Source organism: Butyrivibrio proteoclasticus B316 (assembly GCF_000145035.1).
GTDB classification, from domain to species: domain Bacteria; phylum Bacillota; class Clostridia; order Lachnospirales; family Lachnospiraceae; genus Butyrivibrio; species Butyrivibrio proteoclasticus.
The window spans coordinates 1,342,287-1,364,739 of the sequence record NC_014387.1 but is presented as its reverse complement, the minus strand read 5'-3'; the positions used below and the strand labels follow the sequence as shown (position 1 = coordinate 1,364,739).

At 39.8% G+C, this 22,453-nt stretch carries 15 protein-coding genes; 5 read left to right on the top strand and 10 right to left on the bottom strand.

The annotated features are described in order from the left end of the window. Positions 1–23 precede the first annotated feature (23 nt). Both BPR_RS05640 and BPR_RS05635 read left to right on the top strand, forming a co-directional pair. Positions 24–401 (top strand): type II toxin-antitoxin system RelE/ParE family toxin, encoded by a 378-nt coding sequence (locus tag BPR_RS05640; protein WP_242662201.1) that lies wholly within the window; start codon positions 24–26, stop codon positions 399–401. Then, complete coding sequence (locus BPR_RS05635) at positions 398–727, top strand: helix-turn-helix domain-containing protein (protein WP_013280499.1); 330 nt, start codon at positions 398–400, stop codon at positions 725–727. Before BPR_RS05640 ends, BPR_RS05635 begins: the two co-directional genes overlap by 4 nt. A 367-nt stretch (positions 728–1,094) precedes the next feature. Here BPR_RS05635 and BPR_RS05630 read toward each other — a convergent pair whose 3' ends face one another. From BPR_RS05630 to BPR_RS05595, 8 genes are all read right to left on the bottom strand, one after another. Continuing rightward, positions 1,095–2,300 (bottom strand): NADP-dependent isocitrate dehydrogenase, encoded by a 1,206-nt coding sequence (locus BPR_RS05630; protein ID WP_013280498.1) that lies wholly within the window; start codon positions 2,298–2,300, stop codon positions 1,095–1,097. Between the two features lie 165 nt (positions 2,301–2,465). Then, positions 2,466–3,146, bottom strand: a complete 681-nt coding sequence (locus tag BPR_RS05625; protein ID WP_013280497.1) for a GntR family transcriptional regulator — start codon at positions 3,144–3,146, stop codon at positions 2,466–2,468. A 1-nt stretch (position 3,147) separates the two neighbouring features. Beyond that, complete coding sequence (locus BPR_RS05620) at positions 3,148–4,593, bottom strand: 2-isopropylmalate synthase (RefSeq protein WP_042256630.1); 1,446 nt, start codon at positions 4,591–4,593, stop codon at positions 3,148–3,150. A 217-nt stretch (positions 4,594–4,810) separates the two neighbouring features. Then, positions 4,811–6,757 carry an EAL domain-containing protein gene (locus tag BPR_RS05615; RefSeq protein ID WP_013280495.1) on the bottom strand — a complete coding sequence of 649 codons (1,947 nt, stop codon included), beginning with the start codon at positions 6,755–6,757 and terminating at the stop codon, positions 4,811–4,813. A 104-nt stretch (positions 6,758–6,861) separates the two neighbouring features. Next, positions 6,862–8,952, bottom strand: a complete 2,091-nt coding sequence (gene fusA, locus BPR_RS05610) for an elongation factor G (RefSeq protein ID WP_013280494.1) — start codon at positions 8,950–8,952, stop codon at positions 6,862–6,864. A 222-nt stretch (positions 8,953–9,174) separates the two neighbouring features. Next, positions 9,175–12,621, bottom strand: coding sequence for a DegV family protein (locus BPR_RS05605; RefSeq protein ID WP_013280493.1), 3,447 nt, complete (start codon positions 12,619–12,621; stop codon positions 9,175–9,177). A 12-nt stretch (positions 12,622–12,633) separates the two neighbouring features. Next, positions 12,634–14,685, bottom strand: coding sequence for a hybrid sensor histidine kinase/response regulator (locus BPR_RS05600; RefSeq protein ID WP_013280492.1), 2,052 nt, complete (start codon positions 14,683–14,685; stop codon positions 12,634–12,636). Positions 14,686–14,687: 2 nt separating this feature from the next. Next, positions 14,688–16,778, bottom strand: a complete 2,091-nt coding sequence (locus tag BPR_RS05595) for a GGDEF domain-containing protein (RefSeq protein WP_207636494.1) — start codon at positions 16,776–16,778, stop codon at positions 14,688–14,690. A 222-nt stretch (positions 16,779–17,000) separates the two neighbouring features. Here BPR_RS05595 and BPR_RS05590 point away from each other — a divergent pair, with 222 nt between their 5' ends. Continuing rightward, complete coding sequence (locus BPR_RS05590; protein WP_042256627.1) at positions 17,001–18,104, top strand: prephenate dehydrogenase; 1,104 nt, start codon at positions 17,001–17,003, stop codon at positions 18,102–18,104. Positions 18,105–18,158: 54 nt separating this feature from the next. Then, entirely contained in the window at positions 18,159–19,487 is a 1,329-nt protein-coding gene (gene aroA / locus BPR_RS05585; protein WP_013280489.1) for a 3-phosphoshikimate 1-carboxyvinyltransferase, read from the top strand. A gap of 97 nt (positions 19,488–19,584) precedes the next feature. Here the strand turns inward: aroA and BPR_RS05580 are convergent, their stop codons facing one another. Beyond that, positions 19,585–20,250, bottom strand: a complete 666-nt coding sequence (locus BPR_RS05580) for a hypothetical protein (protein WP_013280488.1) — start codon at positions 20,248–20,250, stop codon at positions 19,585–19,587. Positions 20,251–20,271: 21 nt separating this feature from the next. Further along, positions 20,272–20,619, bottom strand: a complete 348-nt coding sequence (locus tag BPR_RS05575; protein WP_013280487.1) for a PilZ domain-containing protein — start codon at positions 20,617–20,619, stop codon at positions 20,272–20,274. Positions 20,620–20,834: 215 nt separating this feature from the next. Here BPR_RS05575 and BPR_RS05570 point away from each other — a divergent pair, with 215 nt between their 5' ends. After that, positions 20,835–22,355 carry an alanine/glycine:cation symporter family protein gene (locus BPR_RS05570; protein ID WP_013280486.1) on the top strand — a complete coding sequence of 507 codons (1,521 nt, stop codon included), beginning with the start codon at positions 20,835–20,837 and terminating at the stop codon, positions 22,353–22,355. Positions 22,356–22,453: the final 98 nt, after the last annotated feature.

Genomic DNA, 22,453 nt, shown 5'->3' with positions numbered 1-22,453 from the left:
AATGTAGGATATATATTATAAGTATGAGAATAGAAGATTATATGTTAAGCAGGACATTTATAGAAGTTCCGCTTTTTACAAAAAGATGGAAAGAAATCGGATTGACCGATGAAGAATTAACTGCTCTGCAATTATTGCTACTAAAGGATCCACAATCGGGACCGGTGATGGAAGGCACTGGAGGAATACGAAAAGTAAGGTTTCCTTTGGAAAATAAAGGAAAGAGTGGAAGTGTAAGGGTTTGCTATACTGATTTTGAAGAGTATGAGGTTATTTATCTAATTACAGCTTTCACAAAAGATGAGCAAGATAATCTAACACAAAATGAAAAACAAATGCTTAAGAAACTTGTTAAATCCCTTAAAGATGAGGCTGCAAAAAACAGGAGGGACAAATCATGAGTTCATTATTTGAAGATTTACGTGATGGATTACAGGAAGCTATAGATTACGAAAAAGGAATTGGTAAAGCTAAGAAGACTGTGTTTGTAATAGCACCCATTACTAAGTATTCAAACAGTCAAATTAAGAATATTCGAAACAAAGCAGGCATGACCCAGACTGTTTTTGCAAATTACATGGGCGTGTCTAAAAAAACGGTCGAGGCTTGGGAACTAGGGCGTACTCATCCTACAGGTCCTGCATGCCGCCTTTTGAGTATACTTGATCAGGGGGAAGAAACAGAGCTTTCATTTGTGTCTTCAAATGTAGTTGAGAGCATAAAATGATTATTTTTGAACACTGAAACAGCGGGTCAGACCCCATTTCGGAGGTATTAAAGGATGGCGAAAAGCCATCCTTTTTACGTGACGCAAAAACAATAATTTTCATCCAAATATTTGACAATGTACAATAAACGTGTGACAATTAATTTGTTAGCAAAAAAGTGCAATCAAATTGTAATACTATATGATTTGTGTATGTCTCACAAAGTACACTTTATTGGATTATAACATGTTTTTTGTGCTAATATCTTTCATCATATCAAAAAACTTTGAATAAAGCTTAATAGGCACGATAGTCAAGAAAAAGACCTTGAAACGTAAGTAAATACGCCTCAAGGTCTTTTTTATATTCATATTCTGATCACAATTCTCAAATTGTTTCAAGCTCAGCTGCGATTGCATCGAGGAACTCTTCTGATCCAAGCTTTACAGGATTTGGAAGTGATGTGATAAGAGCAAGGTCGCCTGTCATACGGCCTGATTCAATAACTGAAAGTGTAGCCTTTTCAAGCTTATCTGCAAATTCCATGAGCTCCTTGATATTATCAAGTTCTCCTCTTTTTCTAAGAGCGCCTGTCCAGGCAAATATAGTAGCTACAGGGTTAGTCGATGTAGGCTCGCCCTTAAGGTACTTGTAATAGTGTCTCTGAACTGTTCCGTGAGCAGCCTCATATTCGTATACTCCACTTGGAGATACCAGAACTGAAGTCATCATTGCAAGAGATCCAAAGGCTGAGGAAACCATATCGCTCATTACATCGCCATCATAGTTCTTGCAGGCCCAGATAAATCCGCCTTTAGACTTCATTACTCGAGCTACAGCATCATCGATAAGTGTATAGAAATAAGTGATTCCTGCTTTCTCGAAATCTTCCTTAAATTCCTTCTCATAAATCTCATCAAAGATATCGCGAAATCTTCTATCGTATGTCTTACTGATAGTGTCCTTTGTTCCAAGCCACAGCTCTTTTTTCTCAGAAAGAGCATATTTAAAGCATGCTCTTGCAAAGCTCTCTATGGAAGCATCCTTATTATGCATGCCCTGGATAATACCAGGCTCTGTGAACTCATGAATAGTCTCTCTTATCTCTGTTCCGTCGGCACCGGTAAATACAAGCTCGGCCTTGCCCGGGCCAGGGACTCTGATCTCAACATTCTTGTACACGTCACCATAAGCATGTCTTGCAAGAGTGATAGGGCTCTCCCATGTTCTTACATTAGGTTCAATTCCCTTTACCATTATAGGTGTACGGAAAACTGTTCCATCAAGGATGGCTCTAATAGTTCCATTAGGGCTCTTATACATCTTTTTAAGGCTATATTCCTTGACTCTCTCATCGTTTGGAGTAATTGTTGCGCACTTAACTGCAACACCGTATTTAAGGGTAGCATTGGCACTGTCAACAGTTACCTGATCATCAGTCTCATCTCTGTGTTTAAGGCCAAGATCATAGTATTCGCTCTTAAGATCCACATAAGGCAGGATCAGCTTATCCTTGATGAGCTGCCACAGAACTCTTGTCATCTCATCCCCGTCCATCTCAACGATCGGGGTTGTCATCTGAATTTTTCCCATTCCATCCTCCTGTAAACATTTCTGCGCAAATATCGATAAATATCTTTATACACAAACAGGTATCTGATAATAAGCATATGTCTGTCAATCCGATTTGATGCTTGCATCATCGGAGGATTGAATAGACATATGCGATTATCCGATGCCGTCCGTTTATAATTCTTATTACTCGTACATTTCAAGCAGTCCCTTGTCCAACATATTCTCATATGCATTTATCATATGCTGATTGGCAAGCTCTTCTGCCTTGTCAGGGTTATTCTCCTTGATAGCCTCCATGATGAACTTATGCTCAACATTGGATACTGCTCCTCTGCTGCTTGAAAGAGTCTTCTGTCTGACTCTGAGCACATAGCTGTGATAATCCTTAAGAAGATGCTCAAGCATCTTGGAATTACATGCTTCATACAAAATAGTATGGAATCTGTTATCAAGCTCCGCCATCTGTTCCATATGGCCTCTTGCAGCGTGAAACTCAGCCAGATAGATGACTTCTTCCATCTCTTCCAGCTGTTCCTTGGTAATGTTCTCACAGGCCCATCTTGCACATAATCCCTCAAGTTTGGACCTGATCATATAGATATCCCTGATATCCTTGACCTTGATACCGGTAACATAGGCTCCCTTATTAGGGATGATCTGAATGAGCCCTTCAAGTTCGAGCTGTCTGAAGGCTTCTCTTACAGGAGTTCTGCTAACGCCAAGTTCCTGGCCGATAGCAACCTCCTTAAGTTCTTCATGATCCTTGTATTTACCATTTAAGATATCTTCTCTTATTCTGTGAAATACTCTGCCACGCAGTGAGTATTTGTCAGTTACTTCTTCTTTTAGATCGCTATTTCCCATATTAGTCCTCTGTAGTCTTGCGACTTACTATTTCTCCCTCTCTGACAATGATGCCAAGTTCTTCGCTGACTTTATCTATCTCTCTGACAAGTTCATTGTCTGTCATAACGGTTACTCGTCCACCGGCATATTCTGCGTCAACCCACTCTTTTATCCTGGTAACAAGTGGTGATGTCTTGGACAGTACATGCTCATCCCTTAGTTTATAGTGAACATTTATCCAATGAGCAATTCCTGCGAGTCCGGACGTGTTAGAAACTGCGCTTACAGGTGGCCTTCTGAGGAACTTCTCTGTATCAAAGATATTATAAATCTCTTCATTTTTGAGTAGTCCATCTGCATGGATTCCTGCTCTTGTAACATTAAAGTTCTTACCAACAAAAGGCGTATTAGCAGGAACAGTAAATCCGATTTCTTTTTCATAATACTCAGCCAGATCTGTTATCACCTGAGTATTCATGCCATTAAGAGTACCCTTGAGCTGTGCATACTCAAATACCATAGCTTCAAGTGGTGTATTACCTGTTCTCTCACCGATTCCAAATAATGAAGTATTAACAGAGGAGCAACCATAAATCCAGGCAGTTGTTGAATTAGTTACCGCCTTGTAGAAGTCATTATGTCCATGCCACTCAATAAGCTCACTTGGAACACCGGCGTTTGTGTTGATCGCATATATGATTCCCTGTACGCTTCGTGGAATAACCGCACCAGAGAAGTTTACACCATATCCCATTGTGTCACAAGCTCTTACTTTAATAGGAATCTTGTATTCATCCTTGAGTTTCATAAGCTCGAGACAGAAAGGAACAACAAATCCGAAAATATCTGCTCTTGTAATATCTTCCAGGTGGCATCTGGGACTGATACCCGCCTCAAGACACGAACGAACAATACTAAGGTAATGGTCGAGAGCCTGCCTTCTTGTCATCTTGAGTTTCAGGAAGATATGATAATCTGAACAGGATACCAGAATTCCGGTTTCTTTCATTCCCATAGATTTAACCAGTTTGAAATCCTCCTCACTGGCTCTTATCCAGCTGGTTACTTCCGGGAACTCATAACCTCTTTCCATACATTTATACGCAGCATCACGATCGCTCTTACTATATAAAAAGAACTCACTCTGGCGGATCATACCATTAGGACCGCCAAGTTCATGAAACATATCATAGATATGAACAATCTGATCAGTTGTATAGGGGGCTCTGGACTGCTGACCATCTCTGAAAGTGGTATCAGTTATCCAAATCTCCTTGGGCATATTGTGAGGAACGATTCTGTCGTTAAAAGGAATCTTTGGTACTTCCTCATATGGAAACATATTTCTGAATACATTTGGCCTCTCAACATCGTCAAGAATATACATATGCTCTTCAATCTGGAGCAGATTATTCTTGTCATTCATAGTGACAGGTCGATTTTGGAATGTGTTATTATCCTGCATAATATTTTCCCCGTAATATCGAAAAAATTGTTCGTTGGGTATAATTGTATACAATCATACTATTCATGTCAACGTGGTAAAGTTATGCAGTTAATTGACTTTTTTTCACCATTTTGTATTAGACTGTAAATAGAAAAAACCTCCTAAGTAGATTTTTGGTTATTTAACCTATCTACTTAGGAGGAATCATATCATTTTGCTTGCAAACCGCCTTTGGTTAGAATTTGTTTTTCCTGTCAAAATACTTCTTCATTTCTTCAAGAGGTTCAGGCTTAGCGTATAGATACCCTTGAATATAGTCAAAGCCCCTCTCCATCGAATACTGGCTTTGAGCCTCATCCTCAACACCTTCTACCAGGGTAATGAAACCATTTTTCTTAAATACCTCTATCATATAAGTCATGATATCATCCATTCTCTCATCATCAATCGACTTATATAATAATGTCTTATCAAACTTGATAGTCTTTACAGGGCAATTCATTACTCTTTCAAATGAAGAATATCCCGTTCCAAAATCATCCAGATAAAAATGAATTCCTGCCTTGGTAAGAGAATTCATATTCTCGTTAGCCATTTCATAGTTCTCAAACATTGCAGATTCTGTTATCTCAAATCTGATCCTGGATACATTAAAATCATATCTTTCAATGATTTCCATAAGGTCATAATAAGCGTTCTTGTGAGAAATTTCTCTTGAAGAAACATTTATGGAAATAGCATCAAAATCATAAAACTCATCAAACTCAACTATGGCTTTGCACACCTTATTGAGAACTATACAGGTGATAGCATGGATTGTTCCGCTTTCTTCTGCTATAGGTATAAATCTGTCAGGACTAATAAGCTTCTCTCCAAGCCTAAGTCTTGTAAGAGCCTCCGCCGCCTTGAAATTTCCGGTTTCTACGCTGTATATAGGCTGGGCATACACTACAACCCTTTCATCGTCGAGATCTAGTCTGTTACGTATATCTTCTAGAGTGACAGCAATATCATATTCTTCAATAAACTCATCAAAGTCACTAGGTTTTGTAACATAGAAATGGCTGCTGTTCTGATTTTTGAAGCGTCTGGAAATGTATTGGAAGTACTGTCTGCATTTGGTGGATGTCTCAAGTTCCGGATAGGCTTCTCCTGAAATCATGACATAGTTGATAGGGACGCTCATATCTGCCCTGGCACCGTCAAGAACACCTCTAATATTGTTGATGACACTTAAGAATTTCTGGTAGTCATCTACTCTGATAACAGCTATAAATCTGTTCTCCGCTACCCTGAACAGAGTAACCCTTGGCTTTATAGCTTCCACTGCTCTGCATATAGAAACAGCTTTCATAAATATATCATCGACATTATTTCCAAAGCTTTCTACATTAGGATATTTTAGATCAATATAGCTAACATAGAATTTTCTTTTTCCTATGTATTTGTCCACATAAGACATAAGACCATATTCATTTTGGCTTCCGGTCAGGTCATCATACGGATTTGAATGGAACAGGACATATCCGAGAGCAAATACAGGCACATAACTCATTGCCATAAATATAGAATGAAATCTGTCAATCGACAGCATTTGGAACAGTAAAAAACATATTTCTATAGGAACACAGACGATTACTGCATGCCATATGACCCTTGCAACATTTAATCTGTTGCTGAGAGTTGCATTAAAGCAAATGACTGCGCAAACAATACCTGCTCCGCTATAGTACTTAACAAAATGCGATATATCGATTCCATCAACCTCAAATGAATAAAAGTGTCTGGCTGCAATCTCGATTATCACGCCAGCAATATACACCACTGATAAAAGCGCATACATCATGATAAACTCTTTACGCTGCGCTCTCCTGACGATCGACATCATATTCACATATGAAAAGATGCAGTACAGTATTCCATTATATAAGATCAGGAATATCAGAAGCTGTCCCATAAAAAGATAGCGATTAAAATACAGGTCAGGATTATTTGCTACATGAACTATAGAAATCTGGATCAGTATTGCAGCAATAGAAATAATTATTCCCCCAAAAATATACTTAAAAACATATGTCTTCTTGGGCTTGGTGTACAAAAACAGCATCAAGATAAGGCCTGCCATAATGAGGCCCGCAATCTCACCTATATAGTTATATGAAATAAACATATTCTCATCCATATTTTCATATTATCACAAAACCGATAATTTAATATTAAATAACTATAAATAATGAATATAAAAGGCTCTGCGCTGATACGCAGAGCCCTTTGTAATAATAATTATTATTCTTCTGAATTTGCGGCTGCAACCTTATCTGCTCTTGCCTCTACTTCTTTGGCCTGAACGTCTGAAGGAGCCTGCTCATATCTGTTGAATTCATACTCAAAATCACCGCTTCCACCTGTCATGGAACGAAGCTGTGTACAATATCCAAAGAGCTCCATCATAGGAACCTCAGCTTCGATAACCTGTTTGCCGGTAAGTGAAGGATTCATTCCAAGTACACGCCCTCTTCTCTTGTTAAGATCTCCCATTACGTCACCGGTGTAGGTATCCGGAACAGTAACCTTGAGGGATACAATTGGTTCAAGAAGAACAGGAGTTGCATCCATAAAGCCTTTCTTAAATGCATTAGATGCAGCTACCTTGAAGGCCATTTCAGATGAATCTACAGGGTGGTAAGAACCATCATAAAGAGTAGCCTTAACACCTACTACAGGATAAGCTGCAAGAGGTCCTCTAAGGACCGATTCAGCAATACCTTTTTCTACTGCAGGGAAGAAGTTCTTGGGAACTGCTCCGCCTACAACTTCCTGATCAAATTCATAGGACTTGGTAACATCACCAAGAGGAGCAAAACGCATCTTAACATGTCCATACTGTCCATGTCCGCCTGTCTGCTTCTTGTACTTGTACTCAACATCCGAATTCTTACGAATAGTTTCTCTAAATGCAACCTTAGGCTTGGTTAGATCAATAGCAACCTTATATACATTGAGAAGCTTACTCTGAATAACTTCAAGATGCATATCGCCCATTCCATACAGGAGTGTCTGGCGGTTCTCAGCATCATTGACAACCTTAAGTGTCTGATCTTCAGCAGCAAGCTTGGCAAGAGACTGAGCGATCTTGTCGATATCGCTCTTATTCTGTGCATGATATCTCATATATGTATATGGTGTAGAGATATCCATCTTAGCATACTGAACAGGGTTAGCCTTGGTTGAAAGAGTATCTCCTGTGGAGATATCAAGCTTCTGCAGAGCTCCAAGATCACCGGCGTGAAGCTCAGGCACCTCTGTCGCCTTATTACCCTGAAGAACATAGAGCTTGCCGATTTTAACCTCAGTTTCCTTATTGGCAATATACATAACATCATCGGGTTTGATGACACCTGATCTAACCTTGATAAGTGAATACTTACCGATAAATGGATCGATCATAGTTTTAAATACAAAAGCAGTCTTTGGCTTGGAGAAGTCAAAGTCAGCTTCAAAAATCTCGTTAGTACTTGTATTGATACCGGCCATCTTGCGGTTCTCAGGGCTAGGCATATACTTGACGATATCATCAAGAAGTGTATAAATACCCTGACAAAGAGTACTTGAACCCATCTCGATAGGTACAATAGTTCCGTCACATACGTTAGAACGTACAGCAGCTCTGATTTCTGCCTCTGAGAAGGTATCTCCGTTAAAATATCTGTCCATGAACTCTTCAGAGGTCTCAGCTACAGACTCTATAAGAGTGTCTCTGCAAAGCTTTAAGTTAGCCTGGTTGTACTCAGGAACTTCACACTCAACAACCTCTTTGCCTTCCCATCTAAAGCCCTTTTCCTGAATAACGTTGACATAACCGACAAATTTCTCGTTTTCACGGATAGGAAGGTTAAATGGCGCCATCTTCTTGCCATATTTATCAGTCATATCCTGCACAACCTGTCTATAGGAAACATCGTCTATATCCATGTCTGCAACAAATACCATTCGCGGCAGTTTGTATTTCTCACATAATTCCCATGCTCTCTCGGTACCAACTTCGATACCTGCCTTACCTGATACAACAATGATTGCTGCATCAGCAACACTCATAGCTTCCTCAACTTCACCGACAAAATCAAAGAAACCGGGAGTATCAAGAAGGTTTATCTTGTGTCCATCCCATTCAAGCGGAATAGTTGATGTGCTGATTGAAATATGTCTCTTCTGCTCTTCTTTATCGAAATCGCTAAGAGTATTTCCATCTTCAACTTTTCCCATTCTTGATGTAATACCTGCTAAATAAGCCATTGCCTCAGAGAGACTTGTCTTACCTGCTCCGCCATGGCCCAGCAGCACTACGTTTCTAATTTTGTCAGTCGTATAAACGTTCATATTGGTGTCCTCCAGTTGCAATAATTTGGGTATTTTGAGAAATACAAGGGACAATAGACGCATATACAGCCGCAAAAGACATTTGCCGCCAATTATATGCTAAATTAACAATACAGAAACTCGCCCCAAACAATTCTCATAAGAATATTTTACTAAATATAGTGTTTAAGCACAAGTATTTTCGGCTTTTTGCACAAGCGCGCAAAAAGGCCGCAGAGGCCATCACTTAACTTCCTGCAATATTTTTTGCATTCCGTCATAGTCTTTTACTTCAAAAAGTTCACGAAGCCTGCCAAATCTATCCTTGTGTTCCCCAAGATCATAGTCTTCCATTTCTTTAAAAAGATTACTGATGTAGCCTTCGTTTTTCTGCTTAATGCCTTCGGTCAACGCTTCATACATACTCTTTATCAAAAAATCGTTATAATCAACTGCTTTAGGCTTGCTACCACTCTCTTTTTCTTCTTTATCTGATTTGTCTGACCCACCTGTTTTTTCCATGGTCTTTTTGTCCTCATCCTCAAACAAGGCAGAGAGGCTGTCTTTATAACTCAAAAGCTCATCTATGGCTTCATCATTATGCTTCCTTATATATTCTATATTTCCTTCTTTCCCGGCCATTTCAAGAGCTTCTGCTTTTTGGGATAATCCAATAGCTCCAATAAGTCTTGCAGAGCTCTTAAGGGCATGAACTTTTATCGTATAATTCTCATAATCCTCAGCATTGTAGAATCCGGTAATCTCTCCTGCCTTATTGTCAATAGAATCCAAAAAGATCTTAAGAACACTCTTAAAAGACTCCTCAGAACCGCTGTTTTCAAGGGCAACCTTGGAATCTATTCCTTCAATCCTGTCATACCATTTTTCGTCCGCTGATAAATCCTTATCATCCTCCAGGTCAATACCATAAGCAGCATTTCCTGCCTTTGACAGAGGCTTATTTTCTTCAATTTCAGGGAAAACCAATAGCTTTTCAAGGTTATAGGGATGATCTGTTTTTTCCATATACATTATTCCGAAGGCACCGGGACCACAGCTTACAGAAAGAGCCGCGGATGCCTTCTGGAAAATAATATTCTTAAAAGGCGCATTAGCTAAAATACGTTCTCTTATCCTTGCAAGTACATCCTCAGAAACATCAGAATATGTGACTATAGCCACATCAAGGTCATGATCAGATCTTCTTGGAACTGCATAATTAATATACCTGTCATAGCTCTTTTTCTTATTTCCTATAAGGAGCTTATCCACCTTGAAGGTATCATTTTTAACTACTACAAAAGGCCTAAGGCCAATTGAGACCATAAGCTCACAAAGTCTTTTTCCTATAATTCCCCTCTTAAGCAAAACCATAGGGTCACTAGCTACAAAGCTGCATCTGACCTTATCTTTATATTTGGAAAGCTCATTTATTATATTTCCGGGGCTCATTCCCTGATTAGACATGTTATATGCCAAAAGCGCAAGCATGCCCATAGAACTTGAGTTAAAACCTGAATTAAAAACAAATACATTTCCGTATGCCTTAGCAGCCTGCCTTGCTCTTTCGTACTCTTCACTGATTCCGGGTGCCAGAGAAATGTAGATGAGCTGATGAGCCTTTTTAAGCTCCTTGGCAAAAAACTGTTCAAATTCCTGAACTGTTGGAGGCTCAGACGTAAACTCTTTGCCTGCCTTCATATATCTGACAATCTCATCAGTATCCGCCTCAAGACCATCGTAGTATTCTTTGCCATCAACATGTACCTTAAAAGGAATAGTATCAATCTGAAGCTCTTTTAGAGTTCTCGCAGGAAGATCACACATACTGTTTGTCGTGATAATAAGCGGAACCTTTTTGTTATAGCCTTTTGCTGTATTTAGCTTGGATTTACTAAGATCAGCAGCTCTGCTGATCACAACCTTGGATTCAGGTAGGTGGTCAAGGAGCATTTCTTCGAACTGTGCTCCGGATACAGGCTTTACCAAATATCCGTCAAAACCGCTTGATGAGTAAAGTGCTCTGTTTTCGCTGCCCGCATTGGCTGTCAGAACTATAACCGGAACATGATTGTTATATCCGCCAGGCTGCTTTCTGATTGCCTGCAGACATTCAATGCCATTCATGACAGGCATGAGATGATCCATAAAGATAATGTCGTATCTGGTAGCAACAGTAAGAGCAAGAGCACTTGCTCCGCTGTCAGCTGTATCTACCCTTATCTGCGTTCCGGCAAGGAGTTTCTTTTCAACTTCCAGGTTCATCTCGTTATCATCAACTATAAGTATCCGAGCATCAGGAGCTGTAAAGCTTGCCTCATATTTCTTTTCATCTCTGACACTTCCATAGCTGGTAATACTGATATTGCCAACTGCTGCCGGATTACTTACTTTCTGCCACAGAGAAACAGTAAAATTAGACCCCTGAGCATAGACACTATTAACAGAAATCTCCCCGTCCATCAGCTCAACAAGCTGTTTGACTATAGAAAGACCAAGTCCTGTACCCTCGATTTTGGTATTCTTTTCTTCATCAATTCTCTGAAAAGCATCAAAAAGATATGGAATCGAATCCTCTTTAATTCCCATTCCTGTATCGGAAACAGAAAAGATAATGCGCACCTTTTCTTCTTTGATATCCTCTTTTTCTATGTGAAGGGTAACTGTTCCCTCATTGGTGTATTTGACTGCGTTGTTCAAAAGATTGACCAGGATCTGCTTGATCCTTACTTCATCGCCAAATAATTCCTGTGGCAAAGTAGGATCAATCTCAACATTAAGAGTAAGCCCTTTTTGTTCCGCCCTCAGCCACATCATATTGACTACTTCAGAAATAAGAGATGACACACTGTAATTGACAGGAATGATATCCATTTTGCCGGCTTCAATCTTAGAAATATCAAGAATGTCATTTACCAGAGCAAGGAGCATTCTTCCGGCTCCCTGAATATTGCCGGCATCTTTTTTGATCTCGTCAGAGGCGTCCTCCTGACGAAGTATTATCTCGTTAAGTCCCAGAATAGAATTTATAGGAGTCCTGATTTCATGGCTCATGCTGGAAAAGAATCTATTCTGCGATTTATTTAGCTCTTCAAATTTTCTGGTCTCTTCTTTGGCTCTCTTATTTTCTTCAATAAACATCCATTCAACAAACCAGACCATAATACAGCAGATAATACCCACCATCACTACTGATACAAGAGCATCAATATAAAAAATCTGCCTTTCGTGCTCTATCACCTTCTCAGGATGAATATAGGCATCAAAAAACATAAGACCTGATTCTATCGTGATAACTACCAGCATAAGGGGTCTCCATTTATCACTAAGAACAAGACCAGAATAGAGGTAGGTGAAAATGATCCAAAGATATCCTCCACCTGTCAGGCCACCGCCAAAGTAGAACAAAATAGGCAAAATTATCCCTGCAAGTCCCAGTACAATCATTCTGACTGCCATCTGAAGCTTGTTTTTTCTGACTGCAACAATGGTAATAACCGGCACAGCTACTAAAGCAATCGCAAGCGTGATGTTTTCTACTATATTTTCACCTACGATCAGATTGCTTATAAGCGCCAGTACCACCACTACATCAGTCAAAAGAGTGAGCACGAGAAAAACTCTTTCTCTAAGAGACCTTGATGGATCTTTTATTCTTTCAATTGCTTTTGTCAGCAGTTTTCGAATCAAAGTCTACCTCCATCACAGCTGACCTTTTTTATCAGCCATTACACGATTCATTACTCTTTCAAATTCACCTATATTTATCGGCTTTGCAATAAAGCCGTCAAATCCTTCTCTGATAAACATCTCTTTTGCTCCGCTGACAGCATTGGCTGTAAGAGCTATTACCCTGAGCTTTCTGTTATCACGTTCAGCCATACCTCTAAGAAGCTTCATAGCCTCTATTCCATCCATTCCGGGCATCATATGATCCATGAAAACAACGTCATAATCTCCCCTGCTATACATTTCAATTGCTTCTTTTCCGCTTTCTGCCGTATCTACGCTCATCTTGTATTCACCAAATAAACCTCTTGCAACCACAAGGTTCATTTGCTCATCATCTACAACAAGAGCCTTTATACCGCTAAGTTCCGGCTTCTTGAATTCTTTGGTAAATACATCAGCCGCACCCTCTATATTGCCATTTAGTATTTGCACAATAGTAAGTGCATGGAATGGCTTGGTTGTACATACAATATTTGAACCTGTAACATATTGCGATTCATTATCGCAGATCATTGTTACTGTTATCTTTCCATCAGCAAGATTTCTTATATAAGACTTATCTCTGGCATAATCTCTGTATTCCATGAAAATATGAGTGATCTTCCCCCTGGATACAAGTTTTTTAAGATCATCAAGCGATGAGGCAAAATATAGGTTTACGCGAAGACCTGCAGCGAGGTTTTTGCCCATATTTCTGTACATTTCATCAATTTCCGGAGCTCTCTGTTTGTCTCCGCAATCATAGAAAACTATGTTGATAAACTTATCAGTACTAATGCCAAGGCAAGGCGATGGATCTATTACTTCCTGATAGATACTCACCCTGACAGTTGTTCCCTTACCGCGCTGGCTCTCTATTCTGACAAAACCATTCATTGCCCTTACTACACCATAAACGATAGAAAGGCCAAGACCTATGCCTCCTGTACTTCTGGTTCTTGTCTTGTTTGCCTGATACACACCCTTTTGCACGCTTTCAATATCTTTCTCCGTCATTCCTATGCCGGTATCAGTTACTTCTATGATCAGATTTACTCCGTATTCTTTCTTTAGAGCTGACAGTCTGAGGTATGCACCACCCTCATTCGTAAATTTAAAAGCATTGTCAAGAAGATGTGCAATTATCTTATGTATCTTTCTTATATCACCTTTTAATGCCGCAGGTACCGTCGGGTCAATATCAACTATAAATTCCAGGTGTGGCTTAACATGCATGGCATTATAATTTGCAAGAATATCATGAACGATTGAAGTCACCATGTATCTGCTGTTTTCAAGTGTCAGATTGTTCTGCCTGATTTCACTGTAATCCTGAATATCTTCAATCTGTCCAGCCATTCTAAGTCCTGCATTTCTGATCTGGATTATTTTTTCTTTGGGTTCTTTCCTGAGGATAAGATCTGTAAGTCCGTTTATTACGTTTAACGGTGTTCTAAGTTCATGTGAAATGTTAACCAGAAAGTCTTCCATGTCTATATCATTGTTTGCTTTTTCTTTACATAGCTCATCTATTTCTGCCCGGTTCTCCTGATTTTGTTCAACAAGCTTACTGAGCATAAGATATATAAAATATGCAGCCACAAGATGAAGGATAAGCCTTGAAACAACAAGTCCATTAAACTGATAATACGAATATCTGATTGCAAGAGAAAGCTGCACAGCCATCACAGCGTAAAACTCTATGAGAACAAGTCTTAAAATAGTCTTTCGGCCCAGGAGTGCAGCCGCTCCCATTAATAGTGAACATACAATTACAACATCAAAAAAGCTTGAACTGTGAACGCCATGGTAGAAGGTAACAACCATGGAAAAAATCAGATAGAAATTCTCTCTATAAGAAGTCCTGTTGTACTGAACAATGTGCATCCACCACATTGCAAGAATTCCAACGCCAATAAGAGGTGGCATCCAGAATTCCCACCCCATGGTTATATTCTCAATAATTGCACCCAGACATAAAGCCGAAATTATAAGGACAACCATGCTATGGAGCCTGTTTTTCTCCTGTCTGCTCTCTTCCAAATTTATCCCTCTTTCTCTTTTTCCAGAAGTTCAAAGGTATACTTGATAACAACATTTATATCCGTTGCACCATTAGAACAAAAAACTGCTGCGACTGTTGTTTCACACTCTTTTTCACTTAAAAGCCTCTTGGCTCTCTGCACATCATTGTCAAAATAAGTCTCATCACTTTCAAATCCAAAGGCTACAAATGATTCACCTGACAATCTGTATACATTTTCTTCTCCAAAGGCCTCGATCATGCTCTTTGCAGTGTTGATGACCATAGCATCACCTGCATCGTGTCCAAGTCTTGTATTTACTGATTTAAGGTCATCTATCTCGCACAATACATAGCCAAAGGTCTGGGACATATCGAGTTTTTCTTTGACAAACTCTTTTAAGGCCGTACGGTTTCTTGCTCCTGAAAGAGAATCATGATAGCTGTAGTAAATAATCCTGTCCTGCTCTTTGCGCTGATTGATAAACTGGGCAAAAAAGTATGGAAGGATTCCCATGATCTCATAGACATTGTTTATGTTATCCGCAGGAATATCACTGATTCCAATAAAGCCAATCGGGATATCTCCTGATTTGATTGGGCTAAATACTGCATTAGAAAAATTACCCTTTTGCATCATTTCATACATAAAAGGAGACAATTCTTTGATGTCATCAGGATGCCTTATTACAAAGCAGTTATTTTCGGCTGCCATGATCTTCTGATGTAGCTTTTCCATTTCTTTTTCAGTCGGCATTGCATCTATTTCTTTTTCCATAGGCGTAAGCCCATCTCTGAACCATTCGTAGGTGCCATGCATTATCCCATTATCACTCGCTTCAAAGATATAGGTTCTCTTGGCAAGCAGCTCTTTACCAAGATATTCAAGGAGCAGTTTGATACCCTCTACAGGATTTCTCGAAGTAGCCGCAAATTGAAGTGAACGGTTGATAAATCTGTCTCTATCGATAGCAACCTGATCACTCGTCCACCAACTGACAAACTGAAATATCATGACAATGATAAATACAACTATTCCAAAGCGCATAAATACGCCATAAGAGTCATTTAGTTTGTCAAAGAATCTATACAGGATCACATCTACAACCGACAAAGCTATAAGGATGACAGCGCCAATCTTAAACACCCTAAAACCTGATGGTATATCAAGCTTTTTGCATTGAATATGATTCTCAACGGCCATAATTATCAATATGATAAGGTCACAAAGGGCACCTGCCAGTGTAAAGGGCACTAATGAATTCATCATGTCTATTCCTGCCAGATATCGCAGGAGAAGCATAGCAATAACTGACACAGAAGATACAGCAAAGGCCAAAACATTGTATATACTCTTTTTCAGTTTGGTAAGGGAATTGCAAAAGACAACAAAAGGATAGCCTATCATAGGAATCATGAGGGTTCCTAAGATTCGCCAGAAATAATAATGACCTGATAAAAGCTGCAATATATTGGTGTTTATAAGGCACCAAAGGCCTAAGATAAAAGCAGCAGTTCCAAGGGCAAAAACATTGTATGGTTCCTTGGATTTATCAGGAATACCGAGCCATAATATCATAAGTAGCAGCCCAAAGAATATGATCATAGTCGAAGTAAGAACTAAAAGAGATCTGTCATAGATAAACCTTCGAATATAATCCTCCGGTTTACCAAGATAGACTCTGTATAATTGACCGGATATATTTTTATCTACCAGAGTATCAAATTGAAGAGTAATGACATTGCCTGCATCTTCTCTTGAAAGTCCTACAGCGTGAAAAGCCACTCCATAGCCCTTTCCTGTAATATTTTCCTGTGCATTAAAATCATATACTCTTCTCTTACCTACAGAGACTTTTATATTAACATTCTTTGATTCAAAGCAGATGCAATCGCCATCGAATATATAGTATGGGAGCGTCTTGGTCAGAATAATACTTCCGCCCAGATCACGAACATTAATATCTGTTATCTGCCAGACATCTCCATCCTCATCGTGCCAGTAGCCATTGTAATCAGTCATTTCCGGTAAATAGTCCCGACTGAAAGCATCAGAAAAAAATAGCGAAGCTATTAAAAGCGAAATCACTATTACAGCATATACTATGCTCATTATTTGATTTGTAGTTAAACGCTTTTTACTATCTTGCATCTTGTACTCCCATGCATACTTTCACCCATATATCATTTTAACATGCTATATTGCGATAAATTATTATTTATATATTAAATATTTATTTAGTACAAAACCTTATATAATGCGTTGACTTTCGCACGTTACAGTGTTATAGTTGTTATTGCACAAATACGCATTGTTGAGGGGATTTTGACCTTTATGGATAGTAAAATATACGGTTTTGTCGGCCTTGGACTTATCGGCGGTTCCATGGCAAGAGCAATTAAAAATGCCGAGCCGGATTGCAAGATCATCGCATATACACCTCACAGATCAACAGTAGAAGCTGCCAAAAGCGAAGGAACAATAGACGTCGCACTTGACAGGATTGGGCCTGAATTTACAGCTTGTGATTATATTTTTCTCTGTGCTCCTGTCGAGATAAATAATGACAACATGGAGCTGCTACTCCCATATCTTAGTCCCAGGACAACTCTGACGGATATAGGGAGTGTCAAGAACAGCATACATGAGAAGGTTCAAGAGCTTGGCCTTGAGAAGCAGTTTATCGGCGGCCATCCTATGGCCGGAACAGAGCGCATCGGTTATCAGAATTCCAAGGCAACACTTTTAGAAAATGCTTACTATATTCTGACCAAAACTGATAATTGCGATGAGGAAAGGCTTGAAGATTACTACAATCTAGTACGGAAAATGGGAGCAATCCCTTTAGTTGTTCCGTATCTTCAGCATGACTATGCAACAGCTGCTATAAGTCATGTACCTCATGTCCTGTCTGCAGCTCTTGTAAATCTGGTTAAAGATAGCGACAACGAAGATCATCTTATGAAAACGATCGCCGCCGGAGGTTTTAAGGATATTACCAGAATATCCTCATCCTCTCCTGTTATGTGGCAGCAGATATGTAATACTAATTCCGATAATATTTCAGGGCTTTTGGAAAGTCTCATTGATTCACTTATAGATATAAAACTTGCTGTTGATGAGCATGATAATGACAAGCTTCTGGACTTTTTTACCTCAGCAAGAACCTACAGGGAATCCTTTACGGATTTTGCCAGTGGACCTATTCCCAAGACTTATGTTCTTCATGTTGAGATCAATGACCAGCCCGGACGCTTGGCTGCTGTGGCAGTTCTTTTATCCGATCACAACGTGAATATCAAAAATATAGGTATTGTTCACAACAGAGAATACGAGCGCGGAACGCTCCGCATAGAATTCCATAATGGAAGAGACCTTGAACAGGCAACCTCACTTCTCACAGCAAGTGAATATACGGTTATTCTTGCACAAGGCTGACAGCTTCTGTAAGATCTATAAACTCATTTTATTTGAATTTTTGGAGACTATACAATGATATCACTTGAAAAACCATCACACCCATTAAAAGGAGATGTATTTGTTCCCGGAGATAAATCCATTTCTCACAGGAGCATAATGTTTGGAGCCCTTGCTGAAGGCACTACTGAAATCACAGGTTTTCTTGAGAGCGCAGACTGTCTTTCAACAATTGATTGTTTCAAAAAGCTTGGTATTATTATCGACCACACAGTGAAACCTACTAATGGTGTTCCTAAGATTACTGTTCACGGAAGAGGTCTGCATGGGCTTAAAGCCTCTGCTTCAACTCTTTATACCGGAAACAGCGGAACTACCACAAGGCTTATGTCCGGCATCCTCGTAGCCCAGCCATTTGATTCCAATATTACAGGTGACAGCTCAATAGAAAAAAGGCCTATGAGCCGCATTATTAAGCCTCTTTCTCAAATGGGAGCAGATATTTCATCAGTTATGGGGAACGACTGCGCTCCCCTTCATATAGGCGGTGGTTGTAAGCTTAGAGGCATCAACTACAGAAATCCTATTGCTTCCGCTCAGGTAAAATCAGCGATACTTCTTGCCGGCCTCTATGCAGATGGAGAAACTGTAGTCTATGAACCAGCTCTATCAAGAAATCATTCAGAGATAATGCTTGCATCTTTTGGAGCAGATGTACATAACGAAATAGCAAGAGATGGAAGCGCTGCTGCTATCCTCCATCCGGGAATGCCACTTCACGGCATCAAGATAAACGTTCCAGGAGACATCTCATCTGCCGCTTACTTTATTGCTGCGGCACTTATGGTTCCCGGATCTGAGCTTCTTATCAGAAACGTAGGAGTCAACAAGACAAGAAGCGGTATCTTAACTGTGCTCAAGCAAATGGGCGCAGATATCACTCTTCTTAATATGAACGAATCAGGCGAACCTCGCGCTGATATTTTAGTCAAATACAGCGAACTTCACGGCAATCAGAACAACAAATTTGAAATTGGAGGAAAAGATATTCCGACAATGATAGACGAACTTCCTATGGTCGCTGTCCTTGCAGCTACAGCAAATTGCGACACTATCATCAAGGATGCCGCTGAGCTAAAGGTTAAGGAATCAGACAGAATTGCTACTGTCGTAGAAAACCTTACCGCTATGGGTGCAGATATCGAAGCTACAGATGACGGCATGATAATCCATGGCGGCAAACCGCTCCACGGAGCTGATATCAACACTCACAACGACCATCGTCTGGCCATGTGTTTTGCAATTGCCGCTCTTTCCGCTGATGGAATTACCCGTATTTTAGATGATGCCTGTGTTGGAATATCCTACCCAACCTTCTTTACAGATTTACAAAGACTCCTGTAACAGAATATATTGATATAGTAATTTCTCATATCAGAACAAAAGCCTTGTTTCAGCGCAATTTAGCACTAAAACAAGGCTTTAAAATATTTAACTATAACTACATATCTACTCTGTCTACAGAAAACAAGCAGGGAATAACCAGAAAATTACTGCCCTTTGCCTTAACTCTGTCAAAATGAGATTCAGGATCAGCAGCCATCCAGTCTTGAATTGCAACCGACTCCTTATCTATTCCCCTGATATTCACATTGCTTCTTGGTTCTTCATAATATGAAAACAGTAAGTTCTCATGCATAGAAATATAGGCGTATTTATCGCCTTTTAGAAGTCCCTCAGAAACAATAGCGCTATGATACCTTACATAAGACGGAAGCTTATCCGGATACACGAAAGCCACCCTGCCTATGCGCTGCTTGACAGAAGTTGTTCTCTCTTTTTCCCACTCCTCAAGGTCACTTTCAGGAATATGATGATAGTAGACATTTATCATCCGCACAAAGTATCTGTCACCGTTTTCTTCAGGCCAGGGCTTTAAATACGGCTTTAAATCACTCATTACCTGATCTGCATCGACAGAAGTATCTGACGTCTCTTCCAGGTACAAAAAACCCATATTCTCATAGCGGTAAAAGGAAGCATTGCATATTTTTCCCTCTTTTATGAGCTTTTCAAAGTTTTCTTTACACCTGTCAATTATTCCATCAATAGGAACATTCTTATCAATTAGCTTAAAACTACACCTGTACTGACTTCTAGTTAGCATTTATCAATTGTCCAATTCTATTTACTTTTGATGAGAAAGCTCATCTTCTACTGTCTCATAAACCTGTATTCTCATGCGGTCTGCATCAGGCATTCCGATAAATATTCCACCATAGCGGAATATATCGCCTTCTTTATCAGCTCTGGCTATCTGGATAAAGACATGAATCTTATCTTTGTTCCAAAGTGTAAGATTAGCTTCATAGTTGCTGCCAATGAGAAGTGCCTTATCTGTAGTAAATCCTATACCGTCCCTTGAACAGTCATGAATTTCAATCTCAGCAGCCTCTCCATCGCCTGTACCGCCCAGCTCCTTAAGTATGATTTCTCCTGAAAGTTCAAGCCTTTTGTTTTTTCTCTTATCTTCCATAATACCCCCATCTGATCACATAAAGTTATCAGTTACCGAAAAAAATTAACTATATTTCGCCATATATATTCATAATACCGCAATCTCTAACATAAAACAACCAAAGCACACCTCTCAATATATACACTTTTTTATTACTTATATATAGACTTCAACAATTCAATGTGCTAAACTGTCAATAATTTAAATCGTTAAACTGTTTGCGGAGGTAATATATGGAAGGATTTTTGTCTACAGTAGAAAATGTCAACAACGCTATCAACAGCTTCGTATGGGGTCTACCAATGCTGATTCTTTTGGTAGGAACAGGTATCTTAATGACCTGCCTTACCAGATTCTTTCAGATTTCTCACATTAAGCACTGGCTTTCCAATACCATCGGCGGTATCTTCAAGGATTCCCACGTAACAGCACATACAGAAAAAGAGGATACACAGATTTCCCAGTTCCAGAGCCTTTGTACAGCTTTGGCTGCAACAATCGGTACCGGTAATATCGCAGGAGTAGCCGTAGCTATTGCTTCCGGTGGTCCCGGCGCCATCTTCTGGATGTGGATCGTTGCTTTCTTTGGCATGATGACAAACTTCTCAGAAAATGTCCTTGGTATCTTCTATCGTAGAAGAAATGAGAAAAATGAATGGTGCGGCGGCGCTATGTATTATCTTAGTGACGGTTTAGGCTCCAAGAAGGGTTGCAGGCAAATTGGCTCTGCACTTGCTGTTTTATTCTCTATTTTTTGTATCTTTGCATCCTTCGGTATCGGGAACATGGGCCAGATTAACTCAATTGCCGTAAATATGAACACAGTGTTTGGTATTCCTACAATTATAACCGGCCTTTTCCTTATGGTAGTTGCTGGCCTTGTTATTGTAGGTGGTTTAAAGAGAATTGCCTCCGTTACTGAAAAGCTCGTTCCTTTCATGGCTGTTTTATATGTTTTCTTTGCCCTTGTGGTTTGCGTGGTTCACATTGATCAGTTTGGTGCCGTATTCACATCTATTATAAAAGGAGCTTTCGGCATGCGCGCAGTTGGCGGCGGTATTGTAGGCAGCGGCGTTGCCATGGCTGTTCAGTTTGGTATGAAGCGTGGCGTTTTCTCTAACGAAGCCGGTCTTGGTTCTTCTGTAATGGTTCACTCAAGTTCAAACGTAAGAGAGCCAGTAGTTCAGGGCATGTGGGGAATCTTCGAAGTTTTTGCCGACACCATAATCGTATGCTCAATCACAGCCTTCGCAGTTCTTTCTAGTGGTCTCGTTGATCTTGAAACCGGCGCAGTTATTTCAGAGCAGGTTTCTACAGCTCTTGTAGCTGAAGCCTTCTCCTCAGTATTTGGTAAATTTGGCTCAGCTTTCATTGCTGTTGCGATCCTGCTGTTTGCTTTCTCTACTGTTCTTGGCTGGAGTCAGTACGGCAGCAAAGCCTTTGAATATCTCTTCGGAAGAAAAACAATCAAGTTTTACCATGTGATCTTCGTAGCCTTCATCGTAGTCGGTGCTACCATGGATTTGACTCTTGCCTGGGATCTTTCAGATACCTTCAACGGTATGATGGCAATTCCCAACCTTATCGGTGTTGTCACCCTTAGCGGAACAGTTATGAAAATTACTCACAACTACGTTCAGAGAAAGATCCTTGGTCAGGACGTTAAGCCTATGCTCTCAGCAATTGATGATATTCAGCAGCTCCATGAAAGAGAATTAAAGACAAAAGAAGAAACCGCAGAAGAAACTGCCTGAAAAAAAGAAAATGCACACCATAAAAGCACTCCGTAGCAAATGAGCTGCGGAGTGCTATATAGTCCCGGGTCAAACTGTTTTGGCACCGGTAGGTTTCT

Coding starts and splice junctions, on each gene's coding strand:
- BPR_RS05640 (WP_242662201.1), top strand. CDS start 24: ATGAGAATAGAAGATTATATGTTAAGCAGGACATTTATAGAAGTTCCG.
- BPR_RS05635 (WP_013280499.1), top strand. CDS start 398: ATGAGTTCATTATTTGAAGATTTACGTGATGGATTACAGGAAGCTATA.
- BPR_RS05630 (WP_013280498.1), bottom strand. CDS start 2,300: ATGGGAAAAATTCAGATGACAACCCCGATCGTTGAGATGGACGGGGAT.
- BPR_RS05625 (WP_013280497.1), bottom strand. CDS start 3,146: ATGGGAAATAGCGATCTAAAAGAAGAAGTAACTGACAAATACTCACTG.
- BPR_RS05620 (WP_042256630.1), bottom strand. CDS start 4,593: ATGCAGGATAATAACACATTCCAAAATCGACCTGTCACTATGAATGAC.
- BPR_RS05615 (WP_013280495.1), bottom strand. CDS start 6,757: ATGGATGAGAATATGTTTATTTCATATAACTATATAGGTGAGATTGCG.
- fusA (WP_013280494.1), bottom strand. CDS start 8,952: ATGAACGTTTATACGACTGACAAAATTAGAAACGTAGTGCTGCTGGGC.
- BPR_RS05595 (WP_207636494.1), bottom strand. CDS start 16,778: ATGAGCATAGTATATGCTGTAATAGTGATTTCGCTTTTAATAGCTTCG.
- BPR_RS05590 (WP_042256627.1), top strand. CDS start 17,001: ATGGATAGTAAAATATACGGTTTTGTCGGCCTTGGACTTATCGGCGGT.
- aroA (WP_013280489.1), top strand. CDS start 18,159: ATGATATCACTTGAAAAACCATCACACCCATTAAAAGGAGATGTATTT.
- BPR_RS05580 (WP_013280488.1), bottom strand. CDS start 20,250: ATGCTAACTAGAAGTCAGTACAGGTGTAGTTTTAAGCTAATTGATAAG.
- BPR_RS05575 (WP_013280487.1), bottom strand. CDS start 20,619: ATGGAAGATAAGAGAAAAAACAAAAGGCTTGAACTTTCAGGAGAAATC.
- BPR_RS05570 (WP_013280486.1), top strand. CDS start 20,835: ATGGAAGGATTTTTGTCTACAGTAGAAAATGTCAACAACGCTATCAAC.